The following is a 25,052-nucleotide window of genomic DNA, read 5'->3' as shown; positions in this document are numbered from 1 at the left end:
TTGAGGGCAGGCTTTGAGTACTCCAAAGTTAAAAGCGGTATTAATGGGGGTTGCAGTTGCACTTTTGGTAAGTGGTTGCCAGACAACGCATCTGCAAAAAAAAGACCCAGAAAAAGCGGTAAAAGTACGTACACAACTTGCTGCTGAACATATCCGTTCGGGTGACTTGGATTCGGCAAAGCGAGCTCTTGATCAAGCTTTAAGTGTAGATAGCCGTGACGCAACGGCAAATATGATGATGGGTATTTTACTACAGCAAGAAGGTAGTAAGCCTAACTTAGAAAAAGCGGAACATTATTTTAAACGAGCAATTTCATCTGAACCAGATAATGCTCAAGCACATAATAACTATGGTACTTATTTATACCAAATGGAACGCTATAATGATGCGATCGAGCAATTTCGCATTGCTGGTACAACATTAGGTTATGACCAACGCTATCAGGCATTAGAAAATCTGGGGCGTATTTATTTAAAATTGGGTGATGTTGCGAATGCTGAAAAAACATTCAAACAATCACTCCTTGCTAACCGCGACTCTTATATTTCAATGTTAGAGTTAGCGGAAATTTTTTATTTGCAGCAGCAGATTCCGGCTGCTACACAAATGTATGAGCAATATGTTCATACAGTGGGGCAGAAAAATCAGGGTGCAAGAGCACTTTGGATTGGTGTAAGAGTGGCTCGAGCCAATGCGGATAAAATGGGAATGCAAGTCTTAGTAAACCAGTTACGTGCTTTGTTCCCGGAAAGTCCAGAATATCAACGTTATTTGCAATTACAGTATAGTACTGAGGCCGTATGGAAATAAATCCTAATTCACAGCAGCCAACTGGCTCAAGCTTACCGACTTCTGCTTTAGGAAATATTCAACGTCCTGGTGAGTATTTACGTCAAATTCGAGTGGCTCAGAATAAAGAGTTAGGGCAAGTTTCTTCAGATTTAAACATGCCAGTCAAAACTCTAACAGCTTTAGAGCAAGATGATTACAAGTCATTGCCAGAAGCGACTTTTATCAAGGGTTATTACCGTTCATATGCAAAATATCTAAAAACAGATGCGACGGCAATTATTCAGCGCTTCGATGAGATTTATGCAAATGATACTGGGCTTTTACCAAACCATGCCTTAAATAATTCACCGATTAAAATTATGGGTAAACTCCCTGGTTCTAATAGTGACCGTAATAAGAAATGGTTGAAGCGCGCACTTCTTGCAATCGTGGTTATTGTTGTTGTGTCATTGATTGTCATGGGTATTCAAAAATGGACTTCCAAGAAAGAAGATGCTGATTTACCTAAAGCAAATCAATCTAATGTTGAAGTTTTACCTATGAAGGGAAATGCCACCTCAACAGTGGGTGATCAATTGGTGTTAAACTTTAACCGACCAACTTCTGTTCATATTGTTGATGCAACAGGTAAAGTTTTGGCGACAGGTCGTCAGTCATCAACTTTAAACTTAAATGGTGAGTCTCCATTTCAGATTCGTCTTGATGATGCAACTGCTGTGTCATTAAGTTTAAACCAAGAACAGATTTCATTGTCTCCATATACGGTAAACGGTAAAGCTGAATTCCGTTTATCCCGCTAATACCATGAGTTGAGCGATACAATGATAGAGAACCCAATTAAACGTCGACCAACACGTAAAATCCGTGTTGGGTCGGTGTATGTCGGTGGCGATGCACCTATTAGTGTGCAAAGTATGACAAACACTGAAACTTGCGATGTTGATGCAACCGTTGCTCAGATTGAGCGTTGCGTTGATGCAGGTGCTGATATTATGCGTGTTTCGGTCCCATCTATGGAAGCTGCTGAGGCATTTGGCGCCATTCGTAAGCGCGTTTCAGTACCATTAGTTGCCGATATTCATTTTGACCATAGAATTGCTCTAGCAGTTGCAGATTTTGGTGCAGACTGTTTACGTATTAATCCGGGGAATATCGGGTCAGATCAGAAAGTTCGTGAAGTCGTTGCTGCTGCACGTCATCATGGTATTTCAATACGTATTGGCGTTAATGGCGGTTCTCTAGAAAAAGATTTACAAAAGAAATATGGCGAACCTACAGGTGAGGCGCTGCTTGAGTCAGCGTTACGCCATATTGATATTTTAGATCGACTCAATTTCCATGAATTTAAAGTCAGTGTAAAAGCATCTAATGTGTTTTTAACGATGGATGCTTACCGTTTACTTTCAAAACAAATCGATAATCCATTACATCTTGGTGTAACTGAAGCGGGTATTTACCGTACTGGTACTGTGAAATCAGCGATTGCCCTGGGCGGATTGTTGATGGAAGGTATTGGCGATACGATGCGTATTTCGCTTGCTGCCGAACCAGAAGATGAAATCAAGATTGGTTTTGATATCTTAAAATCATTGGGGCTTCGCTCTAACGGAATTAACTTTATTGCTTGTCCGAGTTGTTCGCGCCAAGAATTTAACGTTATTCAAGTGATGCAAGCTTTGGAAGAACGTTTAGAAGATATTCGTACTCCAATGGATGTGTCTGTGATTGGTTGTAAGGTAAATGGCCCGGGTGAAGCAAAAGAAGCCGATATCGGGGTTGTTGGGGCCGCGCCTCGCTCATTGGTTTATCGTAATGGTGAGAAAAGCCATTTAATCGATACCGATCAATTGGTTGATGAAATCGAAACAATGGTTCGTCAACGTGTCCAAGAGCTTGAAGAAGCTAAATCTAAAGAAATTATTCGTAGTTCATCATGAGTTCAATAGTCGCAATCAAAGGTTTTAATGACGTCTTGCCAACGCAAACAGTAGCGTGGAGACGTCTCGAGAAATATTTAGCATCTTTAATGGATGCTTATGGTTATCAACAAATTCGTTTGCCGATTATTGAACAAACGGGATTGTTTAAACGTACTATTGGTGATGCCACTGATATTGTTGAAAAAGAAATGTATACCTTTTTTGACAAAGGCAATCCACCTGAGTCGTTAACCTTACGTCCAGAAGGTACGGCTGGTTGTGTTCGCGCTATGCTTGAACATAATTTGTTGCGTGGTGCTACACCGCGTGTGTGGTATATGGGACCTATGTTCCGTTATGAAAAGCCACAAAAAGGCCGTTATCGTCAGTTTCACCAGTTTGGTGTGGAAACTTTTGGCGTAGCAACACCTGATATTGATGCCGAATTGATTTTGTTGACTGCACGCTTATGGAAACGTATGGGTGTTGCTGATAAGGTTCAACTTGAGTTGAATACTTTAGGTGAGGCAGATGAACGTGCTGAATACCGCAATGCATTGGTTGCGTTCTTAAATGAACATAAAGATGCGTTGGATGAGGATTCTCAGCGTCGTTTAACGACAAACCCGTTACGTATTTTAGATTCTAAAACTGAATCTACCCAGAAAATTTTGGAAAATGCGCCGAAATTGCACGATTTCTTAAAAGAAGATAGTTTGGATCATTTTAAGCAGTTACAAGATTATTTGACTGCTGCTGGTATCCAGTTTGTAATTAACCAGAAGTTAGTACGCGGTCTGGACTATTACAACAAGACTGTTTTTGAATGGACAACTACAGCACTTGGTTCACAAGGTACTGTATGTGCTGGTGGACGTTACGACGGTTTAGTTGGTCAGTTAAAAGGTAAGCCAGATCAATCTGTCCCAGCTGTTGGTTTTGCAATGGGTATGGAGCGTTTATTGCTTCTGCTTGAGCAGGTTGAACAGGCCGAAGTCATTCGTGATTGTGAAGTCTTTTTGGTTGCAGAACCTGCTTATCAAACGAACGCTTTGATTTTGGCAGAACAATTACGTGACCAGTTAGAAGCTGCAAATAGCAGTATTCGAATCAAAACAGGTTCGCAAGGCAGCATGAAAAGCCAGATGAAAAAAGCTGATCAGGCTGGAGCAATCTTTGCTTTGATTTTAGGGGAACGAGAGTGGGAAGCGCAGCAGCTTGCTATCAAAGAGTTGGCAACAGCTGAGCAGTCACAAGTTGCAATTGCTGACCTCGTACCATTTTTAATCCAAAAATTTACAAAATAAACTGAAACATCTGGAAAAGGACAATCACATGAGCGTAAGTGATGAAGAACAATTCGACAGCTTAAAGTCGTTCGCCAAAAAATATGGTTCTGCCATGATTAGCGGAATTCTCATTGCGTTGATTGCCTTTTTTGGGTGGACATACTGGCAAAAAAAGAATTTGGCAACTAGCCAAGTCGAAACTGCAAAAGTACAGCAGTTAATGGATGATGCAAATGCGAGTGCTGATAATCCTAATGCCTTAAGCTCAGTAACTGCATCGGCAGATAAAATTGTAAAAGATGATATCGATTCTGTTCAGGCCATACAGACTCAGTTTGTATTAGCAAAATTAGCCTATGAAAAACAGGATTATGCTGCTGCTGAAAAAGCATTAAAAAAAGTTGAAAATTCAAAAGTAAAAGATGAAGGTTTGATTCAGGTTGTGAAATTGCGTTTAGCAGATGCACAATTGGCACAAAACAAATATGATGAAGCATTAAAAACCTTGTCTGGTAACGTCGATCCTGCATTTAAAGCAACGGTAGAAGAGTTACGTGGCGATATCTTTGTTGCTAAGAAAGATGTTGATTCTGCTAAAAAAGCGTATCAGGCAGCTTGGAATACGTTACTAGAACGTAAACAAGAGCGACAAATTTTACAAATTAAACTCGAAAGTGTTGGCGTTTTAGTTGAAGATCCACAGATTGAGCGCCCAATTTTGGAAACACAGGTGGAAGAGTCTTAATGAATCAGAAATTCAAACTGCCTTTGGCAATTGCAATCGCATCGGCTGTACTGGTGGGATGTTCGAGTAATAAAGTAAAAGAAGTAAAACCTAATCCGCTACCGAAATTGACCGAGTCGAAAAAGACCTTAACGCCAGTGTTTTCGCGTAGTGTTTCTTCTACTGATAAGGCTGATCCATTACGTTTGCAACTTGATGCAAATGATGGTGTGGTTTTCACTCTTGATCCAAAAGGTGAAGTCGCTGCATATCGTGGTAAACAACGCATTTGGGAAAAGAAAGTCAGCAAATTAGGCTTGAGCTCTGGTGTTGAAGCTGCTGAAGGAATTGTTGTTGTTGGTAATAGTAAAGGGCAACTTTTTGCACTAGATCAGGCAACAGGCGAACAGAAGTGGACTGCACAGTTATCGGGTGCATTGTTAAGCCCGTCATTGGTTCAATCTGGACGCGTTATTACCATTGCGAATGATGGTACTGTGTTTGCGCATGATGCTACTTCGGGCCAACAAGTTTGGGCTTATAAATTACCAAATGTCCAATTTAGTTTACGTGGTCAGGCATCACCAGTGAGCCTTGATCCTCGTACTGTATTAATTGCATCTGCCAATGCGTATGTTTATGCAATTGATACGATTAGTGGTATTCCACGTTTCCAACGTCGTGTTGCAGTGAGCGAAGGTCGTTCTGATATTCAACGTTTAATTGATATCGATGGCGATCCAACTGTAGTTGGACAGTTTATGGTAACGACCAGTTTTCAAGGTCAAGTAACTGTTACCGATCTTGCTTCTCAACGTGTAGTTTGGAGTGAAGATTCGAGCAGTACTAAACGCCCAGAAGTTTATGACAACAAAGTATTTGTATCTTCAACAGATGGTAAGTTAACAGCTTACGATTTAGCATCTGGTGAAAAAATCTGGGAAAATGATAGTTTGTTAAACCGTCATTTAAGTAATCCAGTTGTGCTAGGACAAGATCTTGTTGTAGGTGATTTAGATGGCGTATTGCATCTTGTTGAACCGGCAACAGGTAAATTAATTGGTCGTTCAAAAACAAGTGGTGAAGTTAATACATTACGTGTTATCGAAAATCAACTTTATGTTTCGACCAGAAAAGGCGATTTAAGTATTTGGCAGAATCGTTAATTTCGTTCGCTTGTGCTAAAATAAGCGCTTAACAAATTATGCTGTTAAAATATCGGGGTGTTTGAATTAAATCAGTTCAAAGCCCCGTCTTTTATTATGGTCATCTCTGACCTTAAAAATATCTCCTGTACTGTTTTTAATGCTCATGCCATGAGATATGGCAGGTCTTGAATTAAGGTTATTGTATGAAACCCGTTATTGCGCTCATTGGTCGTCCGAATGTCGGAAAATCAACGTTATTTAACCAGATTACCAAGAGTCGTGATGCACTTGTAGCCGACTTTGCGGGCCTGACTCGTGACCGTAAATATGGTGATGCAACTTATCAGAATAAGTCTTTCATTGTTGTTGATACTGGCGGTATTGGTGAAAATGAAGGTGGTATTGATAACTACATGGCCGAGCAGTCAAAAACGGCGATCAATGAAGCAGATATTATCATTTTTGTAGTTGATGCCCGTGCTGGCTTATTGGCTTCAGATGAACAAATTGCACGTGAGCTGCGTACTTTGGGTAAAAAAGTTTACTTGGTTGCCAATAAAGTTGATGGTGTTCATGCAGAAGCTGCGTTGGTTGAGTTCTACAAACTTGGTATGGGTGAACCCCTACAAGTTGCTGCCAGCCATGGTCGTGGTGTACAGCAAATGCTTGAGGATGTCTTAGTAGACGTACCTGAAGATGAAAATCCAGAAGAACATGACAAAGCAACAGGCTTACGTTTAGCGATTATTGGTCGTCCGAATGTGGGTAAATCGACTTTGGTCAATCGTTTACTGGGCGAAGACCGTGTGGTTGCATTTGACGAACCAGGAACAACGCGCGACTCGATTTACATCCCATTTGAACGTGATGGTCGTCAATATACCCTTATTGATACAGCAGGTGTGCGTCGTAAAGGTAAAGTTGATGAAATGATTGAGAAATTCTCAATCGTGAAAACACTACAAGCAATTAAAGATGCACATGTGATTGTAGTGGTGTTGGATGCTCGTGAAGGCGTAGTTGAACAAGATCTACATTTGATTGGTTACGCGCTTGAAGCTGGTCGTGCCATGGTGATCGCCATTAACAAATGGGACAACATGACTGAATACGATCGTAAACAGTGTAAGTTGGATGTTGATCGTCGTTTTGACTTTATTCCTTGGGCGAAAGTTCATTTAATCTCGGCATTGCATGGCACTGGTGTAGGGGAAATGTACCCATCCATCCATCGTGCTTATGACTCATCACATTTAAAAGTTTCACCTGCGAAATTAACCCAAATTTTGAATGATGCTACAGATGCACATCAGCCACCAATGGTGGGTGGTAAACGTATTAAAATGCGTTATGCGCATATGGGTGGACAAAATCCACCAACGATCATAATTCACGGTAATAAAGTCGATAAAACCCCAGCGGATTATCGTCGTTACCTTGAGAATGTGTTCCGCAAAGTTTACAAACTGGAAGGAACGCCAGTGCGTGTCGATTTTAAAACGTCGGACAACCCATTTGAAGGACGTAAGTCACAAGTGGATGAGCGCGTTGCGGCACGTAAACGTCGTTATGTACAGAAATTCAAAAAAGCTGAGAAAAAGTTTAAACGTTAAGCTTTTTAAAGTTCAAAAACCCAAAGTTTTCTTTGGGTTTTTTATTGCAAATAAATGAGCTGTGCCAAGAGTTATGAAAAAATGTGAGTGATAAACGTAATTTTTTGTAAATTTCATAACGAATGCTATAATCAGCATCTTTATAAAATAATTTATATTCCGACAGAATAACGCTGCTTAGGGTTCACTTTTAGCATGGTAACATTACATCTTGCTCAGCTTGCATTTACACATGCTCAGCCCTCATATACAGCCCTTGACTGTATTCCAGCTATGCAGCGTAGACGGTTATCGCCATTGGCTAAACTTGCTTTGAACAGCGCGCTTGGTGCATTAAATGGTAGTAAAGCCGATTATATTGTTTGGGTGTCACGATATGGTGACGAGTTTAAAACGTTGAATATATTGAAAGACGTTTTAAGTGAGCAAACGCCATCACCCACACAATTTTCAACGTCTGTCCATAATGCAATTTCTGGGCTTTATTCTATTTTATGTCAGGATGATACGCCATCTACTAGCCTAAGCTGTTCATGGACTGAAAGTTTGATTGAAGCCTATGCACTTTTAAAGTCAATGAAAGATATCCAGCGGGTATTAGTCGTTGCTTATGATGAACCTTTACCTTCCATTTATGCTGAGGCAGTCGATTTCCCTGCTTATGCTATGGCTGCGGTCGTTACTCTAGAGCAACCTAATTTACAAATTACTGCGTGGACGCATACAGATGAAGCAGATGGTCCTACTTTTGCTCATTTTTGGCAGGATGCTGACCAGTTAATATCTGCATTTGGGTGGAACAAATGCTAAATCTTAAAAAACTGAAACAAAAAGGTAATTATTGCTGGCGTGTAGCTGCAACTGGTTTTAGTTTTGCCAGTTTCGGTTTGGGTGGTATGGCAATTGCCACCGTCATTGCACCAGTACTGAATGCCACAACCTCTGACTCTGAAAAGCGTCAGCAACGTGCACAGAATGTGATTAAGTATAGCTTTAAAGGCTTTACTGAAATGATGGTCAAACTGGGCATCATGACTTATTCGGTAGAAGGTTTGGAAAAGCTACAGAATAGTCGTCAAGAGCTAGTCATCGCCAATCATCCGAGTTTGATTGATGTTGTAGTACTAATTGGTATGATGCAGCAGGCTAACTGTGTAGTGAAGCAGTCTCTTTGGTCAAACCCTTTTACCAAAGGACCTGTACAAAGTGCGGGTTATATTTTGAACGCTGGCTCTCAGCAATTTGTTGAAGACTGTGTGACGCGTCTGAAAGAAAATAATTCGGCTTCTCTTTTAATTTTTCCGGAAGGAACGCGCACTGAAAAAGGGATGACCCTAAACGAATTTCAGCGTGGTGCAGCCAACATTGCCATTCGTGCAAATGTACCAATTCGCCCAGTAATTATTACCTGCACACCATCGACATTAACCAAGAATGAAAAATGGTACCACGTACCATCTCAACCCTTTCATATCGAGGTCAAGGTTTTAGATGCTGTACAGGTATCAGATTTGTTAGATGATTTAACAGTAGGACCTAAACAAGTTCGTCAGTTAAGTCGTAGTTTTTATAAAATTTTTGATGAAGAGTTATCTTGAAATGAGCAATCTTGCTGATGAACTAAAGCAAATGATTATTGATGTTTTGGCACTAGAAGATATCACTATTGCGGATATTGATACAGAAGCTCCATTATTTGGAGAAGGCTTAGGATTAGACTCGATTGATGCACTTGAGTTGGGACTGGCTTTAAAAAAGCGTTACAACATTCATTTAAATGCAGAGTCGGATGAAACCAAACAGCATTTTAAATCAATCCAGAGTTTGGTTGCTTTAGTTAAAGCACAACAGAAGTCATAAGGAGCGTGATGATGTTATCTCAAGAACAAGTATTAACTAAACTCCGCGAATGGATGGAAGATTTGTTTGAAATTGAACCAGAGTCTGTTCAACTTGATTCGAACCTTTATTCAGACCTTGATGTCGACAGTATTGATGCGGTTGATTTAGTTGTAAAAATTAAAGAGTTAACGGGCAAACAAGTAAAGCCTGAAGACTTTAAAAATGTAAGAACCGTACTCGATGTTGTGACGGTAATCCAGAACATGACTGCTGAATGAAATTTATTCTTAAAGGGATAGTTGCAGCACTTTTTGTGCTGTATCCCTTTATTGTGGGTTGGAGTTTGACACACGGTCAATTCATTTGGGTGAGCCTATTACTCATCGGGTTGGGTGTCGTCAGACTTTTTGGTAAAGGCAACTCGTTATTATGGCCTTTAACTGGTTTTGCCATTGTTTGTGGCAGTCTAAGTTTATTGTCACATAATCATGCTTGGTTAAAGTTATATCCAGTCGGTATGAGTTTAGGTGCATTAATTATTTTTGCGCTGACACTCATCAAGCCACCGTCTATGATTGAACGCTTTGCCCGGCTCGTTGAGCCCGATTTACCTGCTTCTGGCGTGCAGTGGACCAGACAGGTGACTAAAGTCTGGTGTGTTTTCTTTTTGTGTAATGCATTAATTGCTTTGACCACTGTACTTTTTACTTCAATGCAGGTTTGGGTCATTTATAATGGCTTTATTTCTTATGTGCTGATGGGCATTTTGTTCCTTGGTGAATTTATTTTGCGTAAGCGACATCAGCGTTTACATTCTTCAAATCATTAATTAAAAACTATGCATTGTCATTTTCAGAAATTCATCGATTCAGTTCAGCCACTTTGTATAGATAGTGCTTTGCATTCGACCAGTTTTACTCAATTTTGGCAGGACGTGGCCTTACAAGCTGCTGCAATTGCTCAAATGGAAAATTTAACTTGGGCATTATGGGAAGCAGATAGCTATGAATTTCTGGTCTTATTCTTTGCTGCTCTGCTCGCGAAAAAGCAAATACTTTTACCACCCAATCGAGTACGTGAACTAGAGCAGCAATTTGCAGCACAGCAGATTTATTTTTTAAAGCGCCAAAACACTGAAAAAGTTGTTCCTTTATCTTTAACCTTGGATGATGCTTTTTTAGAGCAGGCGCAACTCTATTTTTATACATCAGGTTCAACTGGTGAACCTAAAAAAATCCCAAGAACACTCAAACAATTACTCAACGAAGTTCAAGGGTTAAGCCAAAGCTTTAGTTTTGATGAACATGCAATTGCGATTGCAACGGTCAGTCATCAACATATTTATGGATTACTGTTTAAATTACTGCTACCACTTGCTACAGGTCGAAGTTTTTATGTGCTTCAAATGGCATTTCCTGAAGATGTTGTGCAAGCTCAAAAACAACTACAGACACTAGGTTTTAGAAATTATTTGATCTCAAGTCCTGCATTATTAAAACGCTGGACAACCGATGTTATTTTACAAAACTGCCAGATGGTTTTTAGTTCTGGTGGCAAACTGGAAAGTGGTGTTCGTCCTTTATTAAATCGTCCGATTATTGAAGTTTTAGGAAGTTCTGAAACTGGTGGTATTGCCCATCGCGCTAAAGATGAAGATGCTTGGACTGCTTTTAGTAATGTAGCTATTCGGATTGAAGAGCAACACCTCATGGTCAAGAGTAATCATGCTTATGAGAATGATTGGATTACCACAGGTGATGGCGCAGCATGGACAGATGAAATGTGTCAGACCTTTAAGCTGATGGGGCGTACAGATCGAATTGTAAAACTTGAAGAAAAGCGTTTGAGTCTAGATGCAATCGAGCAAAGCATTCGAGCTTTGGATGCGGTCCAACAATGTCATGTATTGGTACTTGAACATGAGCAGCGTCAAATATTGGGTTGTATTGTCGTTCTGACAGAACAAGCTCGAGCACAGTTACAGCAACTAGGTAAGTCTGCTTTTGTTGGTCACTTAAAACAACAGTTGAAAGATTACTTGGAAACGATTGCGATTCCACGTCAATGGCGATTCTTAAGTCAGCTACCGCAGAACTCGCAGTCTAAACTCAATAAAAGCTATTTAGAGACTCTCTTTAAGCCGATGTTACAACCCGTGGTGCTGTCGCAGTCACACAGTTCCGAAGGCTCTATTTTTAGCCTTGAGTTTCCACCTGAATTGGCTTGTTTTAAAGGACATTTTCCAACACAACCGATTTATCCTGGGGTTGGGCAGATTGGTTTCTTACAACATTTTGCTAAATCAATTTGGTCGGACTTAAATTGGTGTCAGGGTTATGAACAACTAAAATTTCAAAACCTGATCCGTCCTTATGCAATTGTACAACTTAAGCTTTCTCGAAAAGAGCATAAAGTGAGTTTTGAGCTACGCGATTCAGAACAGATTTTGGCTTCTGGGCGTTTATTATTCGCTTTGCAAACGGAAGTAGAGGGTTAAAAATGCAGACCAACTATGGCTTTGTTATCCCAGTTTATAATCATCCACATTATTTAGCAGATTTGATTTCTTATCTGGACGGTTTTGATTTACCGATTGTGTTGGTCAATGATGGCAGTGATGATGCTTGTAGCCAAATTTTAAAAGGATTGGCAGAGCAATATTCTCAAATTCATCTTATTGAACATGAGGTGAATAAGGGTAAGGGTCAGGCAGTCATGACTGGACTACGTGCAGCTCATCAGCTTGATTTAAGTCATGCATTACAACTCGATTCAGATGGTCAACACTGCTGGGATGATATTCCAAAATTTATTGAGCAGTCTCGACAACATCCAGATGCAATGGTGATTGGTCAGCCGTACTTTGATGCCTCTATTCCTAAAAAGCGCTTATATGGTCGTTACATCACCCATTTTTGGGTGTGGTTAAATAGTTTGTCTTTTGAAATTAAAGACAGCATGTGCGGGTTTCGCGTGTACCCGCTTGAAAGCACAATGAAGGTATTGAATAGCGCTAAATTCCAGCCACGTATGGGCTTTGATAGTGAAATTTTAGTGCGTTTAAAATGGGAAAATACCCCTTTTATTAATGTACCAACACCTGTGGTTTATCCAGAGCAGGGTATCTCTCATTTTCATGCTTGGCGAGATAACCTAGGCCTGAGTAAAGCACATGCAACTTTGTTTATGGGTATGTTGATTCGTTTACCTAAGCTGTTAAAGCAAAAGCTTCAAGGTTAATTATGACAGATTCAGCCTCTCCAAAATGGAACGATATTAAGGAGCGAGGAGGCATGTTGCCCCTTATGCTCGTGTTGTGGTTTTACCGTTTTGGTGGACGTTGGTTATGCAAGTTGGTGATGTACTTTGTCATTATGTGGTACTGGTTATTTGCTGTCACAGCAAGACAGGCCTCCTTACTTTATTTAAGTAAACTGCATCATTTTGCTGGAGCACAGTCGCCGTTTAACCACCAGCCAACGTGGGCAAATAGCTATGCGCATTTTATGCAATTTGGCGAATGTATTTTAGATAAGATTGAAGGTTGGCTAGGTCATATCTCCGAGCAAAATCTAGAAGTTTTTGGACATGAAAACTTCTCGCAGCATTATCAAAAAGGCGCTCTTATTGTTGTCTCTCACTTTGGCAATATTGAATTGCTTCGAGCCATTAAGTCTGAGCATCCACAGAAAATTAACGTGCTGGTTTATCAAAAGCACGCGACAAAATTTAATGATTTTTTGAAAAAACTAAATGATAAGGCGGATGTCTGTCTTTTATCAGTCGATGAGTTGGGTATTGAAACCGCGATGTTGCTGCAAGATAAAATGCAGCAAGGTGAGTGGGTCATTGTGGCGGCAGATCGAGTCCCTGTGCAGTCAGATCGTGTACAGCATGTTGATTTTTTAGGGGAGTCAGCAGCTTTCCCGCAAGGGGCATGGATTCTGGCAAGCTTACTCAAAGTGCCTGTTATTGCAGTTTTTTGCTACCGCATGCAGCAGCATTTTCAAGTGCATATTCATTCAATTGCCGAGCAGGTAAATTTACCCCGCGCTAATCGGATTGAAGGCATGCAAACTTTAACTAAAACTTATGTTGCTATATTAGAACAGCATTGCATGCGTGCCCCTTATCAATGGTTTAATTTTTATAATTTTTGGACGAAATAACATGCGTGTGTTAACCGTAGGTGAACAACCACTGAGTATTGAAGATGTCGTTTCTGTAGCCAGAGGCGAATGTCAGGTGACTTTACCTGAATCATCTTCGTGGCGTGAACTGATTCAAAAAGGTGCTGATTTTCTCGATCAGTTACTTGAAGAAGAAGGCGTTATCTATGGTGTGACCACGGGTTATGGTGACTCATGTTTGGTTGAAGTACCATTACATCAGGTTAATGAATTACCGCTGCATCTTTCACGTTTTCATGGTTGTGGTTTAGGTGAAAATTTAGATGTCATCACTGCACGTGCAGTAGTGGTGACACGGTTATGTTCTTTGGCTCGCGGTTATTCGGGTGTATCGATAGCACTACTTGAGCGCTTGGTTTGGTTGCTGAATGAAAATGTAATTCCAGTCATTCCATCTGAAGGTTCAGTCGGGGCAAGTGGCGATTTAACGCCGTTGTCTTATATTGCGGGAACTTTAGTCGGTGAGCGTGATGTTTATGTCGATGGACAAATTGTTCCTGTTACTCAAGTCTATGCTGAAAAGAATATGCAGCCTTTAACGCTTAGACCTAAAGAAGGTTTGGCGCTCATGAACGGCACAGCAGTGATGACGGCAATTGCTTGTTTGAACTATAAAAAAGCAGAGCAAATTGCACTTGCAAGTACTTTAATTACTGCTCTAAATGTATTGGCTTTAGAAGGTAATCCTAGTCATTTTGATGAAGTACTGTTTGCACAAAAACCGCATCCGGGACAGCAGAAAATTGCCAAGCAATTACGTGACTGGCTGAACAGTGAAGTACAAACAGCACATCAAAGTCCACGTTTGCAAGACCGTTATTCGTTGCGCTGTGCACCGCATATTATTGGTGTGTTTGAAGATTCAAAAGTATGGTTGCGTCAGTTTACTGAAAATGAGCTGAATTCAAGTAACGACAATCCACTGATTGATCCAGTCGGTATGCGTGTATTGCATGGCGGTCATTTTTACGGTGGACACATTGCACAAGCAATGGATAGCTTAAAAATTATGATTGCCAATATTGCTGATCTGATGGACAGACAGATTGCACAATTGGTCGATCATAAAATGAATCATGGTTTACCACGTAATTTAACGGGTGCAACGGCTGAACGTTTACCATTGAATCATGGTTTTAAAGCGGTACAAATCGGAGTGTCGGCGTGGACGGCTGAAGCTTTGAAAAACACTTTGGCAGCTTCAATTTTTTCACGTTCAACCGAATGTCATAACCAAGACAAAGTCAGCATGGGAACCATTGCTGCCCGTGATGCGAGCCGCGTAATTACCTTAACACAGCAAGTCATTGCAGCACTTTGCTGCGCGAGTGTGCAGGCAATTCATTTGAAAGGTTTAACCACACAGTTAAGTCCGACATTACAAGCATTTATGCAATGGACCTTACAAAGCTTTGCATTTGTCGAAGAAGACCGACCATTACAAACCGAATTACAACATATTGTTGATCGTTTAGACCAACTTGAATTGTTTAATCAACCAGAATTTATGGGATAAGGTGAGCCAATGCATGCAGATGTAATCATTGAAATTCCATTTCATGATGTCGATACCATGAATGTGGTTTGGCATGGGCACTATTTAAAATATTTTGAAATTGCGCGCTGTAAATTGCTCGATCAATTTCATTACAACTATATGCAGATGAAAGAATCAGGCTATGCATGGCCTGTGATTGAAAGCCATGTTCGCTATGCATACGGTATCGAGTTTGAACAAAAGATTCGGGTTCGGGCCATTTTAAAAGAATGGGAAAACCGTTTGAAAATTGATTATTTGATTTTTGATGCTGAGTCAGGGAAACGTTTAACCAAGGGTTATACCACACAGGTAGCGGTGAATATTGAAGCTCGTGAAATGTGTTTCCAGTCGCCACAGGTTTTATTTGATCGCTTAAATGCATGGTCTGAGTTTCAACCGAAGAGGAATACGTGATGTCTCAATTCATCAAAACTTTAGGTTTAGGTGCTGCTGTTTGGATGAGCAGTTTAAGTGCAGTCTATGCAGCGCCAACACAGATCACTCAAATTTTTCAGCAACTGTCACAGTCTCCTACGGTTCGTGCTGATTTTGAGCAGCAAAAAAAATTGCCATCGTTGAATAAAACTTTTGTATCCAACGGCTCTTTGTTGTTCTCAAAATCTTATGGTGTAGCGTGGCAAATCAAACGTCCTGTGCAGGCAGATTTGATTGTTACCCCAACCAAATTGGTACAGAAAACTCAGCGTACATTTAGCCAAATACAAGTTGATCAATCGCCATATAGTTCGGTCGCGACTTTATTCTTACAGCTCATGTCTGGTAATGAACAGGCTTTGGCAAAGAATTTTAATGTGGTAAGTGCGAATTATAGTCCAGCGGGTTGGAGCATGAGCTTAACTCCGAAAAGTAGCTTGTTTAAAAAGCTGTTTGTACGTGTTGATGCTCAAGGGCAACAGTATGTCAACCAAATCGTGATTACCGAGAAAGCGAATAATTTAACGACTATTCGCTTTAGTCACCAGACTTCTCAACCGATGACTCTAACGGCTGCTGAGCATGCGATTTTCCAATTGGCAAAATAAGTTCACCGCGCTTTGGTTAATTGCTCTGCTGCTCATTGCAGTGGGGCTTGGCGTGACGTGGCTGAATAAAGATATTCATATTCAAACTAATATTTTTGCGTTATTGCCTAAAGTTCAGCAAGACCCAGAACTTGCACGTACTCAGCAGTACATGAATGAGCAACTCAACAATAAAGTATTTGTGGTGGTAGATGCCAAAGATGAAGCTGCGATACAATACGCCACCGAGTTTCTAACAGCACAAGCTAAGCAAAGTGCGTTATGGCAACCGCTCAAACCACAACTTGATTTTGATCAATTTGCAAAACAGTTGTATCAACATCGAACAGGTTTGTTGGGTGCGCAAGATCAAGCCTTATTGCAAAAACAGGATTACGAGGCGCTGGCTGAACAAAGTCTGATGCAGATGATGAGTCCAGGTATGCCTGTCACTGCTGAGTCACTTAAGCAAGACCCGCTGTTATTGTTCCCTCGTTATGCCATGCAGTTGGCAACGCCGTCACAACAAGATATTGAAATGGAGCAGGGCTTTGCCACCATTCATCATGAGCAAGGCATTTCTCGGCTTTTCGTATTACAGTTGACGCAAAGCCCATACAATATTGATTATCAAGAAAAGACCTCTACTTGGATTGAGCAAACTAAGCAAAAGTTAGCTGCAATGGGATTAAAATCTCATTGGACTGGAACTATTTTGTTTTCAAATTTTGGGACGCAATCGGCCAAACAGGAAATCTCAACCATTGGTGTTGGCTCAACATTGGGCTTAATTTTTCTGGTTTGGTTTGGCTTTCGCTCACTGCGACCTTTGGTGACCGAGTTTATTGCAGTTTCGACTGGCAGCTTTGTAGCATTTGCAGTCACCCATTGGGTGTTTGGTGAAATTCACCTGATGACGTTGGTCTTTGGTGCGAGTCTAATTGGTGTTTGTGTCGATTTTTCATTTTATTTTATGGCGATGCAATCGCAGCATAGAAAGCTTGGTGGGTTCCAGATTTTAAAACCATTATTGCCAAGCTTGTTCATGGGCCTAATGACCACATTGGTTGCTTACATCTTTTTGAGTTTTACTCCATTTCCAGGATTTAAGCAGATTGCGGTCTTTTCAATTGTAGGATTAACTGCGGCGTGGATCAGTAGTGTTCTACTATTACCAAGATTACCTGCACTCAATGCCCAGCCAGCAATAAAAGCACTGTCGTGGATTGGACAAGCGCGGTTATGGTTCCAAGAGCGAGCGAAGATACGTTATAGCTTGATTGCAATCATTTTAGCAGTAGGTACGGCGAGTCTTTTCTATCTTAAAAGTAACGATGATATTCGTAATTTACAAGGTATGGACGCGAGCTTAAAACAGCAAGACCAAGCGGTTCGTGAACAATTTGGCCAGCAACAAAGCAGTGATTATTTTGTAGTACGAGCAGCTTCTGCAAATGAAATGCAGCAACAAGAGCAGAAACTGATTGGACACTTGCGACAGTTACAAACAAGCGGAAAAATCAGTGCATTTCAAGCTCTGGGACAATGGATTCCACCATTGGCAGAGCAGCAACACAATGTACAACTTTTAAAAAATATTCCAAAAGCGACTTTGCAGCAATATGCCCAAAGCATGGGGCTAAATGTTAATGACGTTTTACAGTGGCAACAGCAACTGGCGACACAACCACTATTAGATTTTTCAGTATTTAAAGGTCACCCTTTAGCTTTTTTACAGCCTCAAACCAATGAACGATTAGTCATGGTGACAGGGGTAAAACAACCTGACGTGTTAAAGCAACTTCAGAATGATCAAATACATTTCCAGCAACCGATTAGCGAAATGTCGCAAATGTTTGCTGAACATCGAGTACAGGCTCAACATCTTCTGATTTATGCCTTAATTGGTCTGGCGGTTGGTTTAGCGCTTATTTATGGATTAAGTTCGATTGTACCTTTGGTCCTACCAGTCAGCTTGGCATTACTGAGCACTTTTGCTGTTCAGGCATGGTTAGGTGTAGAAATTAACTTGTTTAGCATTATGGCGACTTTTCTGATTATTGGGATTGGAGTTGACTATGCAATTTTTTATCGACATGGACATGATCACCCGCAAGTAGTTGGAATGGCATTATTTTTATGTATGATGTCGACCTTACTCGGCTTTGGATTACTTTCATTTAGCCATACATATGCAATTCATTGTTTTGGTTTAACGGTTTTATTTGGGGTTATCTTCTCATTTATCTATGCGACTTTGTTAACCCCCGCAGATGAAAAACATATTGTAAATTTAAAAGACCATTCATAATTTGAATAAATTAAAAAGGAAATTGTGCTATGAGCACTATAGAAAAAATTGACGTCGTGATTATTGGGGCTGGGCCATCAGGTAGTTCTGCTGCTGCACTTCTTCGAAAAAAAGGCTATACCGTTACGGTCATTGAAAAACAGTATTTTCCTCGTTTTTCGATTGGTGAGTCATTGCTACCTCAATCTATGGCATTTTTAGAAGAAGCTGGTTTATTAGAAACAGTCCGTGAGCATGTCGAGCAATATGCTTTTCAATTTAAAAATGGGGCCGCTTTTTTACGCGGCAAACAACATAGCTTTTATAACTTTACAGAAAAATTTACGGATGGTCCGGGGACTACTTGGCAGGTTCGCCGTGCAGATTTTGACAATTTACTTGCCAAACAGGCTCAAGTTTATGGTGCCGATATACGCTTCGGACATGAAGTCTTAGATGTGGATGTTGCATCTGAACAGCCTGTACTTACTGTAATAGATGAAGAACAACAGCGTTATCAGATTCAAACTAAGTTTTTATTAGATGCGAGTGGCTTTGGGCGAATTTTGCCAAAGTTATTAGATTTAGAGAGCCCATCAAATTTTCCAGTACGACGTGCACTGTTTACCCATATTGAAGATGGAATTACAGATGACCCAGAGTTTGACCGCAATAAAATTTTAATTACGGTGCATGAAAAAGATCACCGTGCATGGTATTGGCTGATTCCATTTGCAGATGGACGGGCTTCTTTTGGTATCGTTGCAGAACAAGATTTTTTTGATAAATACACAGTTGAAAATGCTGAAGATAATGAGCCTGAGGCAATGTTCAAACGCATTTTAGCCGATGAGCCAAGTTTGTCACATGTCTTGCGCTGTGCAAAGTTTGATACACCAGTGCGTACTTTGGTGGGCTACTCAGCGAATGTAAAACATTTGGCAGACCGCAACTATGCACTATTAGGTAATGCGGGTGAGTTTCTTGATCCAGTCTTTTCATCAGGTGTGACGATTGCGCTTAAATCTTCAAGTTTGGCGGTTCCTTTAGTTGAACGAGTTTTAAAAGGTGAGCAAGTCGACTGGTTAGAAGAATATGAAAAACCATTACGCCGCGGCATTCAGGTATTTCGTGCCTATGTTGAGTCATGGTACGAAGGTGAGTTCCAAGATGTGGTGTTCTCGCAAAATCAGAATGAAGGTATTCGCCGTATGATTTCTTCATTATTGGCTGGTTATGCATGGGATGAAAAAAATCCAATCCATAAAAATGCCAAACGTAGACTCAGCACCTTGGCAGAATATTGTCGTGAAGGCTTGGCGCAAGAACAGGTACTTGAGGGATAACCATGCAACGCAAATGGGCAACGATATTACTCAGTAGCTTTATATTTTTAAATGGTTGTCAGGTCATGCCACATGCCAAAGGACTGCAAAGTCCTCTATGGCAGGCTCAGACTTATCAACGGCAAGATCAGGTTGAAGTTCAGTGGAAGCAGCAAAGTTTTAGCTTCTTGTTATATCAACAGCAAAAGGGTGCTGTACTGGATATGGTCGCTTTAAGCCTGACAGGCCAACAATTATTTAAGTTACAGTTTGATGGGCATTGGGTCCATGTTGAACAGCGTATTGATCAAATGCGTTTATTGCCTTTTGAGTTTGTGGTGCGTGACCTTTTGTTTGCGACATACCCTCAGTTTTCGCATTTAGGGCAGCAAGCTGTAGAGATGAAACAACAAGCAGACAAGCAGATTGTTTATATTGAAAAGCAGCCTGTGTTGCAGGTTAAACAAGGGCAAGGAAGCATTGAATTGATTAATGAACAAGTCCCTTATACCATGACGCTGAGTTCGATTGAGAACACCTTGCAGACAGAAGAAAGTCCTACGCAATGAAACATTTACCTTCAGAAAACGCAGCTCCAATGGCAGTAGGCATACAATTTAGTGTTGGTTTATCTGCATTAGGCTGCGAACTTAATCAAATTAAACAAGCATTACAACAGCCGCAGCAAACCTTAAGTTTGCGTAATGATTTAATCGCTGATCGTGATGTTTGGGTGGGACAATATACGCATCCATTATGTTCGAGCGTACCTGATGCTTTACAGTCTGTAGATTCACGTAATCTACGTTTTGCATTAACCGCATTATCTGAAATTGAAATAGAGTTAAAAGCCTATACGGCATCCTTTGAAAATAAACGTTTGGCCATTGTGGTGGGCACCTCTACTTCTGGTATTGCAGATAATGAATTGTTACTTAAGCAATATTTTCAAGGACAAACCGATCTATCGATATCCCACTATCCCCAAGAAATGAGTTGTTTAGCGAAAGCATTACAGCAATACTTAGGATGGGAAGGGCCAGCTTATACGATTTCAACAGCTTGTTCTTCAAGCGCTAAAGCATTAGCTGCAGGGCAGAGATTACTTCACGCAGACTTAGCCGATGTTGTGCTGGTGGGTGGCGTCGATACCTTGTGTAAGTTGACCCTAAATGGATTTAATAGCCTAGAAAGTTTATCTGAACATGTTTGCCAGCCCTGCGGTGTAAACCGTGATGGTATTAATATTGGTGAAGCTGCTGCATTCTTTGTTTTAAGTAAAGCATCCGCACCCGTCATGTTAATGGGGGCGGGTGAATCTATGGATGCATGGCACATTTCGGCCCCGCATCCTGAAGGCAAAGGTGCAGCTTTAGCTATGCAACGTGCATTAGATATGACACATATTTCCGCTCAAGAAGTGGGTTATATCAACTTGCACGGAACAGCAACTCCACAAAATGACGCAATGGAAATTAAGGCTGTAAGGCAAGTTTTTGGCGACTACCAAGTTGCTTTAAGTAGTACAAAACATAAAACTGGACATTGTCTCGGTGCAGCGGGTGCCATAGAAGCTTTTATTTGTGAGCAAGTTTTAAAAGATCAAAGTTGGTTGCCTGTACATCAAAATGTTGAGGTTGATCCAGATTTGGCTGACCAAAACTATGTGCAAGATGCTGAACTAAAACAATCCATTCGCTATGTCATGAGTAATTCTTTCGCTTTTGGGGGAAGTAATATTAGTCTTGTTTTTGGAGTGAAGCCCTGATGAAACTCGATGCAATTCAATATATTCCTCATGAGCAACCGATGGTATTTGTTGATCATTTAACCGAGGTTGAAGAAGGGCGAGCGCAAGCAGAACTCACGATTACGCCAGAGCTGATGTTTTGTGAAGCAGAAGGTTTGCCGACATGGGCAAGCATTGAAATTATGGCACAAACGATTAGTGCTTATTCAGGCTGGCAAGGTCAGCAGTCAAAACAAGCGCCAAAAGTCGGTTTTTTATTGGGAACGCGTAAGTTAAATTTACCGATCCCTTATTTCGCCTTGGGTTCTCGATTGATCATTCAAATAGAACAACAATATTTTCATGAAGGACTTGGGCAATTTTCCTGTGAAATTCAATATGCTGAACACTGCATTCAGGCAACGTTAAGTGTATTTGAGCCAACAGAAACACCATTTAAATAACCACAAAGAATTAGGAATACATTGTGACAAGACGAATTTTAGTAACAGGTTCAAGTCGAGGAATTGGGAAAGCAATTGCGTTACAACTTGCAAAGGCTGGTTTTGATGTAACTGTGCATGCACGTTCGCGTCAGGCAGAGGCTGAGCAAGTCGTACAAGAGATTCAAGCGTTAGGACAAAATAGTCATTATTTAATGTTTGATGTAAATGAACGCCAAACTGTTCAACAGATTTTGGAACAAGATGTAGAACAGCACGGCGGATTCTATGGTGTTGTACTCAATGCAGGTCTTACTCATGATGGAGCTTTTCCTGCACTCACCGATCAAGATTGGGATGAAGTGATTTCGACTTCCCTAGACGGTTTTTATAACGTATTAAAACCATTAGTTATGCCAATGATTCATTTGCGTAAAGGTGGTCGTATTGTCACCTTATCTTCGGTTTCTGGGATTATGGGTAACCGTGGTCAGGTCAACTATAGTGCTGCAAAAGCAGGATTGATTGGTGCGACCAAAGCTTTGGCACTCGAATTGGCAAAGCGAAAAATTACCGTGAACTGTGTAGCCCCTGGACTGATTGAAACTGAAATGGTCACCGATGAAGTTAAAGAACATGCGCTTAAAATGATTCCATTGCAACGCATGGGACAGGTCGATGAAGTGGCGAGCGTAGTAAAATTCTTATGTTCAGACGAAGCCTCTTATATAACCCGACAGGTTATCTCTGTGAATGGGGGGCTCATTTAATGAAACGTGTGGTTGTAACGGGAATGGCTGGGATTACCTCTTTAGGTGAAACCTCCGATGAGATCTTTGCTCGATTTGACGCTGCCAAAAGCGGTATACGCTATATGCCAGAGTGGGAGCAATATGTTGACCTTCGGACCAAGCTTGGTGGGCCTGTTGAAACATTCCATGTTCCAAAACATTTTAACCGTAAGGTTACGCGTGGGATGGGACGTGTAGCGCTTATGTCTGTAGTTTGTGCCGAAACTGCTTTACAAAATGCTGGTTTGCTTGGGCATGAAATTTTGTCTAGTGGCGAAGCTGGTGTTGCTTTTGGTTCCTCTGCGGGTAGTGTAGAGGCCGTAGGTGAGTTTGCCAGCATGTTGCTTCATCAGAGCATGAGTAAGATTAATGCAACAACCTATATTCGCATGATGGCTCACACAAGTGCAGTGAACATGACCGTATATTTTGGTCTAAAAGGCTTAACTTTACCGACCTCAAGTGCATGTACCTCTGGTTCTATGGCCATTGGTCAAGCCTATGAAGCGATTAAATATGGTAAACAACAGGTCATGATTGCGGGTGGTGCTGAGGAACTCAGTGCAGCAGGTGCAGCGGTTTTTGATGTATTGTTCGCGACCAGTGGCATGAATGACCAACCAGAAAAAACACCACGTCCATTTGATGCGAAGCGAGATGGGTTGGTGATTGGTGAAGGGGCAGGTTGTTTAATTTTAGAAGAATACGAATATGCCAAAGCTCGAGGTGCTCATATCTATGCAGAGGTGATTGGCTACGGTAGCAATACCGATGGGCAACATGTAACAAAACCAGACGCCGAGATGATGGGGCGCTGTATGCAATTGGCACTTAAAGATGCATCTGTAGAAGCTAAAGACATCGCTTATGTGAATGCGCACGGCACTTCAACTGATCAGGGTGATGTGGCTGAAAGTCAGGCGACAGCAACAGTTTTGGGGCGTAAACCGATCAGCTCTTTAAAAAGCTACTTTGGACATACGCTGGGGGCGTGTGGAGCTATTGAAGCTTGGCTGAGCATTGAAATGATGAATCGTGGCCGCTTCATTCCAACTTTAAACCTAGATGAAATAGACCCATTGTGCGGTGATCTCGATTATATCGTTCAGCAACCGAGAACTTTGGATGCTGACATTATTATGAGCAATAACTTTGCTTTTGGCGGAATAAATACTTCGCTTATTTTTAAACGTGTTAAACAATAAGGAACACAACAATGTTAAATAAAAAACTTTTATTTGTAGCAATGCTAAGTGCGGGTTTTACTGCCACTGTTCAGGCTGGAGATGAAGTACATCAGTTAAATTTTAAAGAAGCTGTAGACCGTGCAGTTGCAGATGGAACTTTAGATGGTTCAGTAAAGTTTTATTTAAAGGGTACAAAGTCTGGCGGTAAAATTATTCAAAAAGATGCGGTAACCAATAAAAAGACCAATGGTTTTGGTAAGTCAGCAGCAACGTCTTGTGACTGGGTTTTGCGTTCAGCACTGATCCAAATGCAAAACAATGCTAAAGCACAAGGTGCAAACGCTGTTACCAATATTGTGAGCTATTTTAAAGCCAATGAAACCACAAGTACCACGACTTACGATTGCTATAAAGGTGCCATGATGGCGGGTGTTACCTTAAAAGGCGACGTGGTTAAATTCTAATTAATTTTAAATAAGGTCGGGATAATGTCTAAACGTAATATTGAAGTCTATACACAGACATTGTCCCAGCTTCTTTTAAAATCTAAACAAGATTTCCCAGACTTTCGCACATTTAATCATTATAAAAAACAGCAAATACATAATATTAGAAATGAGCTGATAGCACAGAAATTACAAATTACAATAACGGATTTAGCGTTTGCAAAGCATGAGCAGGGCAAACCATATTTATTGAATCACGATTTCGATTTTAATCACTCTCATAGCCAACAATATTATGCTTTAGCGATGAGTCAGCAGGTTAAAGATATAGGCGTAGACGTTGAAGACCTAGATCGTAAAGTACGTTTGGAAGCATTAGCTCAGCATGCATTTCATCCCGATGAATATGCAACATGGCAAAGTCTAGAACAAGACAGAGAATATTGGTTTAAAGTCTGGACAACTAAAGAGGCTGTTCTAAAAGCTTCAGGTCTCGGCATCCGCCTAGATTTAAATACTTTAAATACCCAAGCACATCCTACAGACCGTGGCGGAATATGTTCTCATGCACTTATTGGGACATTTGCTTATCAAAACTTCGTTGTAGGCAATATGATGCTAACAGTGGCATGGCGCTCAGAATTATCTTGCCGTGGTTTTCAGTTTCCTACTATTCAGCTTCATTCACTTGATGGTGAGTCCGCCAAATAGCACATATAAAAAAACCGCGAATTACGCGGTTTTTTTAGTTTAAAGCAAGC

General features: G+C 40.8%; 27 protein-coding genes. All 27 read left to right on the top strand.

The annotated features are described in order from the left end of the window. Positions 1–13 precede the first annotated feature (13 nt). The 27 genes from pilW (at position 14) to F935_RS12680 (ending at position 25,002) form a co-directional block, all read left to right on the top strand. A complete protein-coding gene (pilW, locus tag F935_RS12810) occupies positions 14–811 on the top strand; it encodes a type IV pilus biogenesis/stability protein PilW (RefSeq protein ID WP_016139299.1) in 798 nt (265 codons plus the stop codon). Then, on the top strand, positions 802–1,593 hold the full coding sequence (locus tag F935_RS12805; RefSeq protein WP_016139298.1) for a helix-turn-helix domain-containing protein: 792 nt from the start codon (positions 802–804) through the stop codon (positions 1,591–1,593). The genes pilW and F935_RS12805 overlap by 10 nt, the downstream gene beginning before the upstream one ends. Positions 1,594–1,614: 21 nt before the next feature. Beyond that, complete coding sequence (gene ispG, locus F935_RS12800) at positions 1,615–2,730, top strand: flavodoxin-dependent (E)-4-hydroxy-3-methylbut-2-enyl-diphosphate synthase (RefSeq protein ID WP_016139297.1); 1,116 nt, start codon at positions 1,615–1,617, stop codon at positions 2,728–2,730. Continuing rightward, positions 2,727–4,019 (top strand): histidine--tRNA ligase, encoded by a 1,293-nt coding sequence (hisS, locus tag F935_RS12795; protein ID WP_016139296.1) that lies wholly within the window; start codon positions 2,727–2,729, stop codon positions 4,017–4,019. The genes ispG and hisS overlap by 4 nt, the downstream gene beginning before the upstream one ends. A 28-nt stretch (positions 4,020–4,047) precedes the next feature. After that, the gene (locus F935_RS12790) at positions 4,048–4,746 is read left to right on the top strand and encodes a YfgM family protein (protein WP_016139295.1); all 699 of its coding nucleotides are present in this window, start codon (positions 4,048–4,050) and stop codon (positions 4,744–4,746) included. Then, entirely contained in the window at positions 4,746–5,891 is a 1,146-nt protein-coding gene (gene bamB / locus F935_RS12785) for an outer membrane protein assembly factor BamB (protein WP_016139294.1), read from the top strand. The genes F935_RS12790 and bamB overlap by 1 nt, the downstream gene beginning before the upstream one ends. Positions 5,892–6,076: 185 nt before the next feature. Further along, positions 6,077–7,486, top strand: coding sequence for a ribosome biogenesis GTPase Der (gene der, locus F935_RS12780; protein ID WP_016139293.1), 1,410 nt, complete (start codon positions 6,077–6,079; stop codon positions 7,484–7,486). A gap of 195 nt (positions 7,487–7,681) precedes the next feature. Further along, complete coding sequence (locus F935_RS12775; RefSeq protein ID WP_016139292.1) at positions 7,682–8,296, top strand: beta-ketoacyl synthase chain length factor; 615 nt, start codon at positions 7,682–7,684, stop codon at positions 8,294–8,296. After that, the gene (locus F935_RS12770; RefSeq protein WP_080645605.1) at positions 8,281–9,084 is read left to right on the top strand and encodes a lysophospholipid acyltransferase family protein; all 804 of its coding nucleotides are present in this window, start codon (positions 8,281–8,283) and stop codon (positions 9,082–9,084) included. The genes F935_RS12775 and F935_RS12770 overlap by 16 nt, the downstream gene beginning before the upstream one ends. Before the next feature lies 1 nt (position 9,085). After that, a complete protein-coding gene (locus F935_RS12765) occupies positions 9,086–9,346 on the top strand; it encodes a phosphopantetheine-binding protein (RefSeq protein ID WP_016139290.1) in 261 nt (86 codons plus the stop codon). A gap of 5 nt (positions 9,347–9,351) precedes the next feature. Next, a complete protein-coding gene (locus F935_RS12760; RefSeq protein ID WP_080649511.1) occupies positions 9,352–9,606 on the top strand; it encodes an acyl carrier protein in 255 nt (84 codons plus the stop codon). Next, positions 9,603–10,157, top strand: coding sequence for a COG4648 family protein (locus F935_RS12755; RefSeq protein WP_016139289.1), 555 nt, complete (start codon positions 9,603–9,605; stop codon positions 10,155–10,157). The genes F935_RS12760 and F935_RS12755 overlap by 4 nt, the downstream gene beginning before the upstream one ends. Positions 10,158–10,166: 9 nt before the next feature. After that, complete coding sequence (locus tag F935_RS12750; RefSeq protein ID WP_016139288.1) at positions 10,167–11,825, top strand: ApeI family dehydratase; 1,659 nt, start codon at positions 10,167–10,169, stop codon at positions 11,823–11,825. Between the two features lie 2 nt (positions 11,826–11,827). Then, the gene (locus F935_RS12745; RefSeq protein WP_016139287.1) at positions 11,828–12,568 is read left to right on the top strand and encodes a glycosyltransferase family 2 protein; all 741 of its coding nucleotides are present in this window, start codon (positions 11,828–11,830) and stop codon (positions 12,566–12,568) included. A 2-nt stretch (positions 12,569–12,570) separates the two neighbouring features. After that, a complete protein-coding gene (locus tag F935_RS12740) occupies positions 12,571–13,497 on the top strand; it encodes an LpxL/LpxP family acyltransferase (protein ID WP_016139286.1) in 927 nt (308 codons plus the stop codon). A gap of 1 nt (position 13,498) precedes the next feature. Then, positions 13,499–15,034: an HAL/PAL/TAL family ammonia-lyase gene (locus F935_RS12735; protein ID WP_016139285.1), complete on the top strand. Its 1,536-nt coding sequence runs from the start codon at positions 13,499–13,501 to the stop codon at positions 15,032–15,034. Positions 15,035–15,043: 9 nt separating this feature from the next. Further along, entirely contained in the window at positions 15,044–15,472 is a 429-nt protein-coding gene (locus tag F935_RS12730) for an acyl-CoA thioesterase (RefSeq protein ID WP_003654902.1), read from the top strand. Then, on the top strand, positions 15,472–16,101 hold the full coding sequence (locus F935_RS12725; protein WP_016139284.1) for a LolA family protein: 630 nt from the start codon (positions 15,472–15,474) through the stop codon (positions 16,099–16,101). The genes F935_RS12730 and F935_RS12725 overlap by 1 nt, the downstream gene beginning before the upstream one ends. Continuing rightward, on the top strand, positions 16,076–18,391 hold the full coding sequence (locus F935_RS12720) for an MMPL family transporter (RefSeq protein WP_016139283.1): 2,316 nt from the start codon (positions 16,076–16,078) through the stop codon (positions 18,389–18,391). Before F935_RS12725 ends, F935_RS12720 begins: the two co-directional genes overlap by 26 nt. Positions 18,392–18,420: 29 nt before the next feature. After that, positions 18,421–19,716: an NAD(P)/FAD-dependent oxidoreductase gene (locus F935_RS12715; protein ID WP_016139282.1), complete on the top strand. Its 1,296-nt coding sequence runs from the start codon at positions 18,421–18,423 to the stop codon at positions 19,714–19,716. A 2-nt stretch (positions 19,717–19,718) separates the two neighbouring features. Beyond that, positions 19,719–20,264 (top strand): DUF3261 domain-containing protein, encoded by a 546-nt coding sequence (locus tag F935_RS12710; protein WP_016139281.1) that lies wholly within the window; start codon positions 19,719–19,721, stop codon positions 20,262–20,264. Next, positions 20,261–21,463: a beta-ketoacyl-[acyl-carrier-protein] synthase family protein gene (locus F935_RS12705; protein WP_016139280.1), complete on the top strand. Its 1,203-nt coding sequence runs from the start codon at positions 20,261–20,263 to the stop codon at positions 21,461–21,463. The genes F935_RS12710 and F935_RS12705 overlap by 4 nt, the downstream gene beginning before the upstream one ends. Continuing rightward, positions 21,463–21,888 carry a hotdog family protein gene (locus F935_RS12700; protein ID WP_016139279.1) on the top strand — a complete coding sequence of 142 codons (426 nt, stop codon included), beginning with the start codon at positions 21,463–21,465 and terminating at the stop codon, positions 21,886–21,888. The genes F935_RS12705 and F935_RS12700 overlap by 1 nt, the downstream gene beginning before the upstream one ends. Positions 21,889–21,911: 23 nt before the next feature. Continuing rightward, the gene (locus F935_RS12695) at positions 21,912–22,637 is read left to right on the top strand and encodes a 3-ketoacyl-ACP reductase FabG2 (protein ID WP_016139278.1); all 726 of its coding nucleotides are present in this window, start codon (positions 21,912–21,914) and stop codon (positions 22,635–22,637) included. Further along, positions 22,637–23,863 (top strand): beta-ketoacyl-ACP synthase, encoded by a 1,227-nt coding sequence (locus F935_RS12690; protein ID WP_016139277.1) that lies wholly within the window; start codon positions 22,637–22,639, stop codon positions 23,861–23,863. The genes F935_RS12695 and F935_RS12690 overlap by 1 nt, the downstream gene beginning before the upstream one ends. Before the next feature lie 11 nt (positions 23,864–23,874). Then, the gene (locus tag F935_RS12685; RefSeq protein ID WP_004794675.1) at positions 23,875–24,309 is read left to right on the top strand and encodes a hypothetical protein; all 435 of its coding nucleotides are present in this window, start codon (positions 23,875–23,877) and stop codon (positions 24,307–24,309) included. Between the two features lie 24 nt (positions 24,310–24,333). Beyond that, positions 24,334–25,002: a 4'-phosphopantetheinyl transferase family protein gene (locus F935_RS12680; protein WP_016139276.1), complete on the top strand. Its 669-nt coding sequence runs from the start codon at positions 24,334–24,336 to the stop codon at positions 25,000–25,002. Positions 25,003–25,052 lie beyond the last annotated feature (50 nt).

Source organism: Acinetobacter calcoaceticus ANC 3811, from assembly GCF_000399665.1.
Classification (GTDB): Bacteria; Pseudomonadota; Gammaproteobacteria; order Pseudomonadales; family Moraxellaceae; genus Acinetobacter; species Acinetobacter calcoaceticus_B.
The sequence above is the reverse complement of the archived record's forward strand: the minus strand, read 5'-3'. Positions and strand labels throughout refer to the sequence as shown.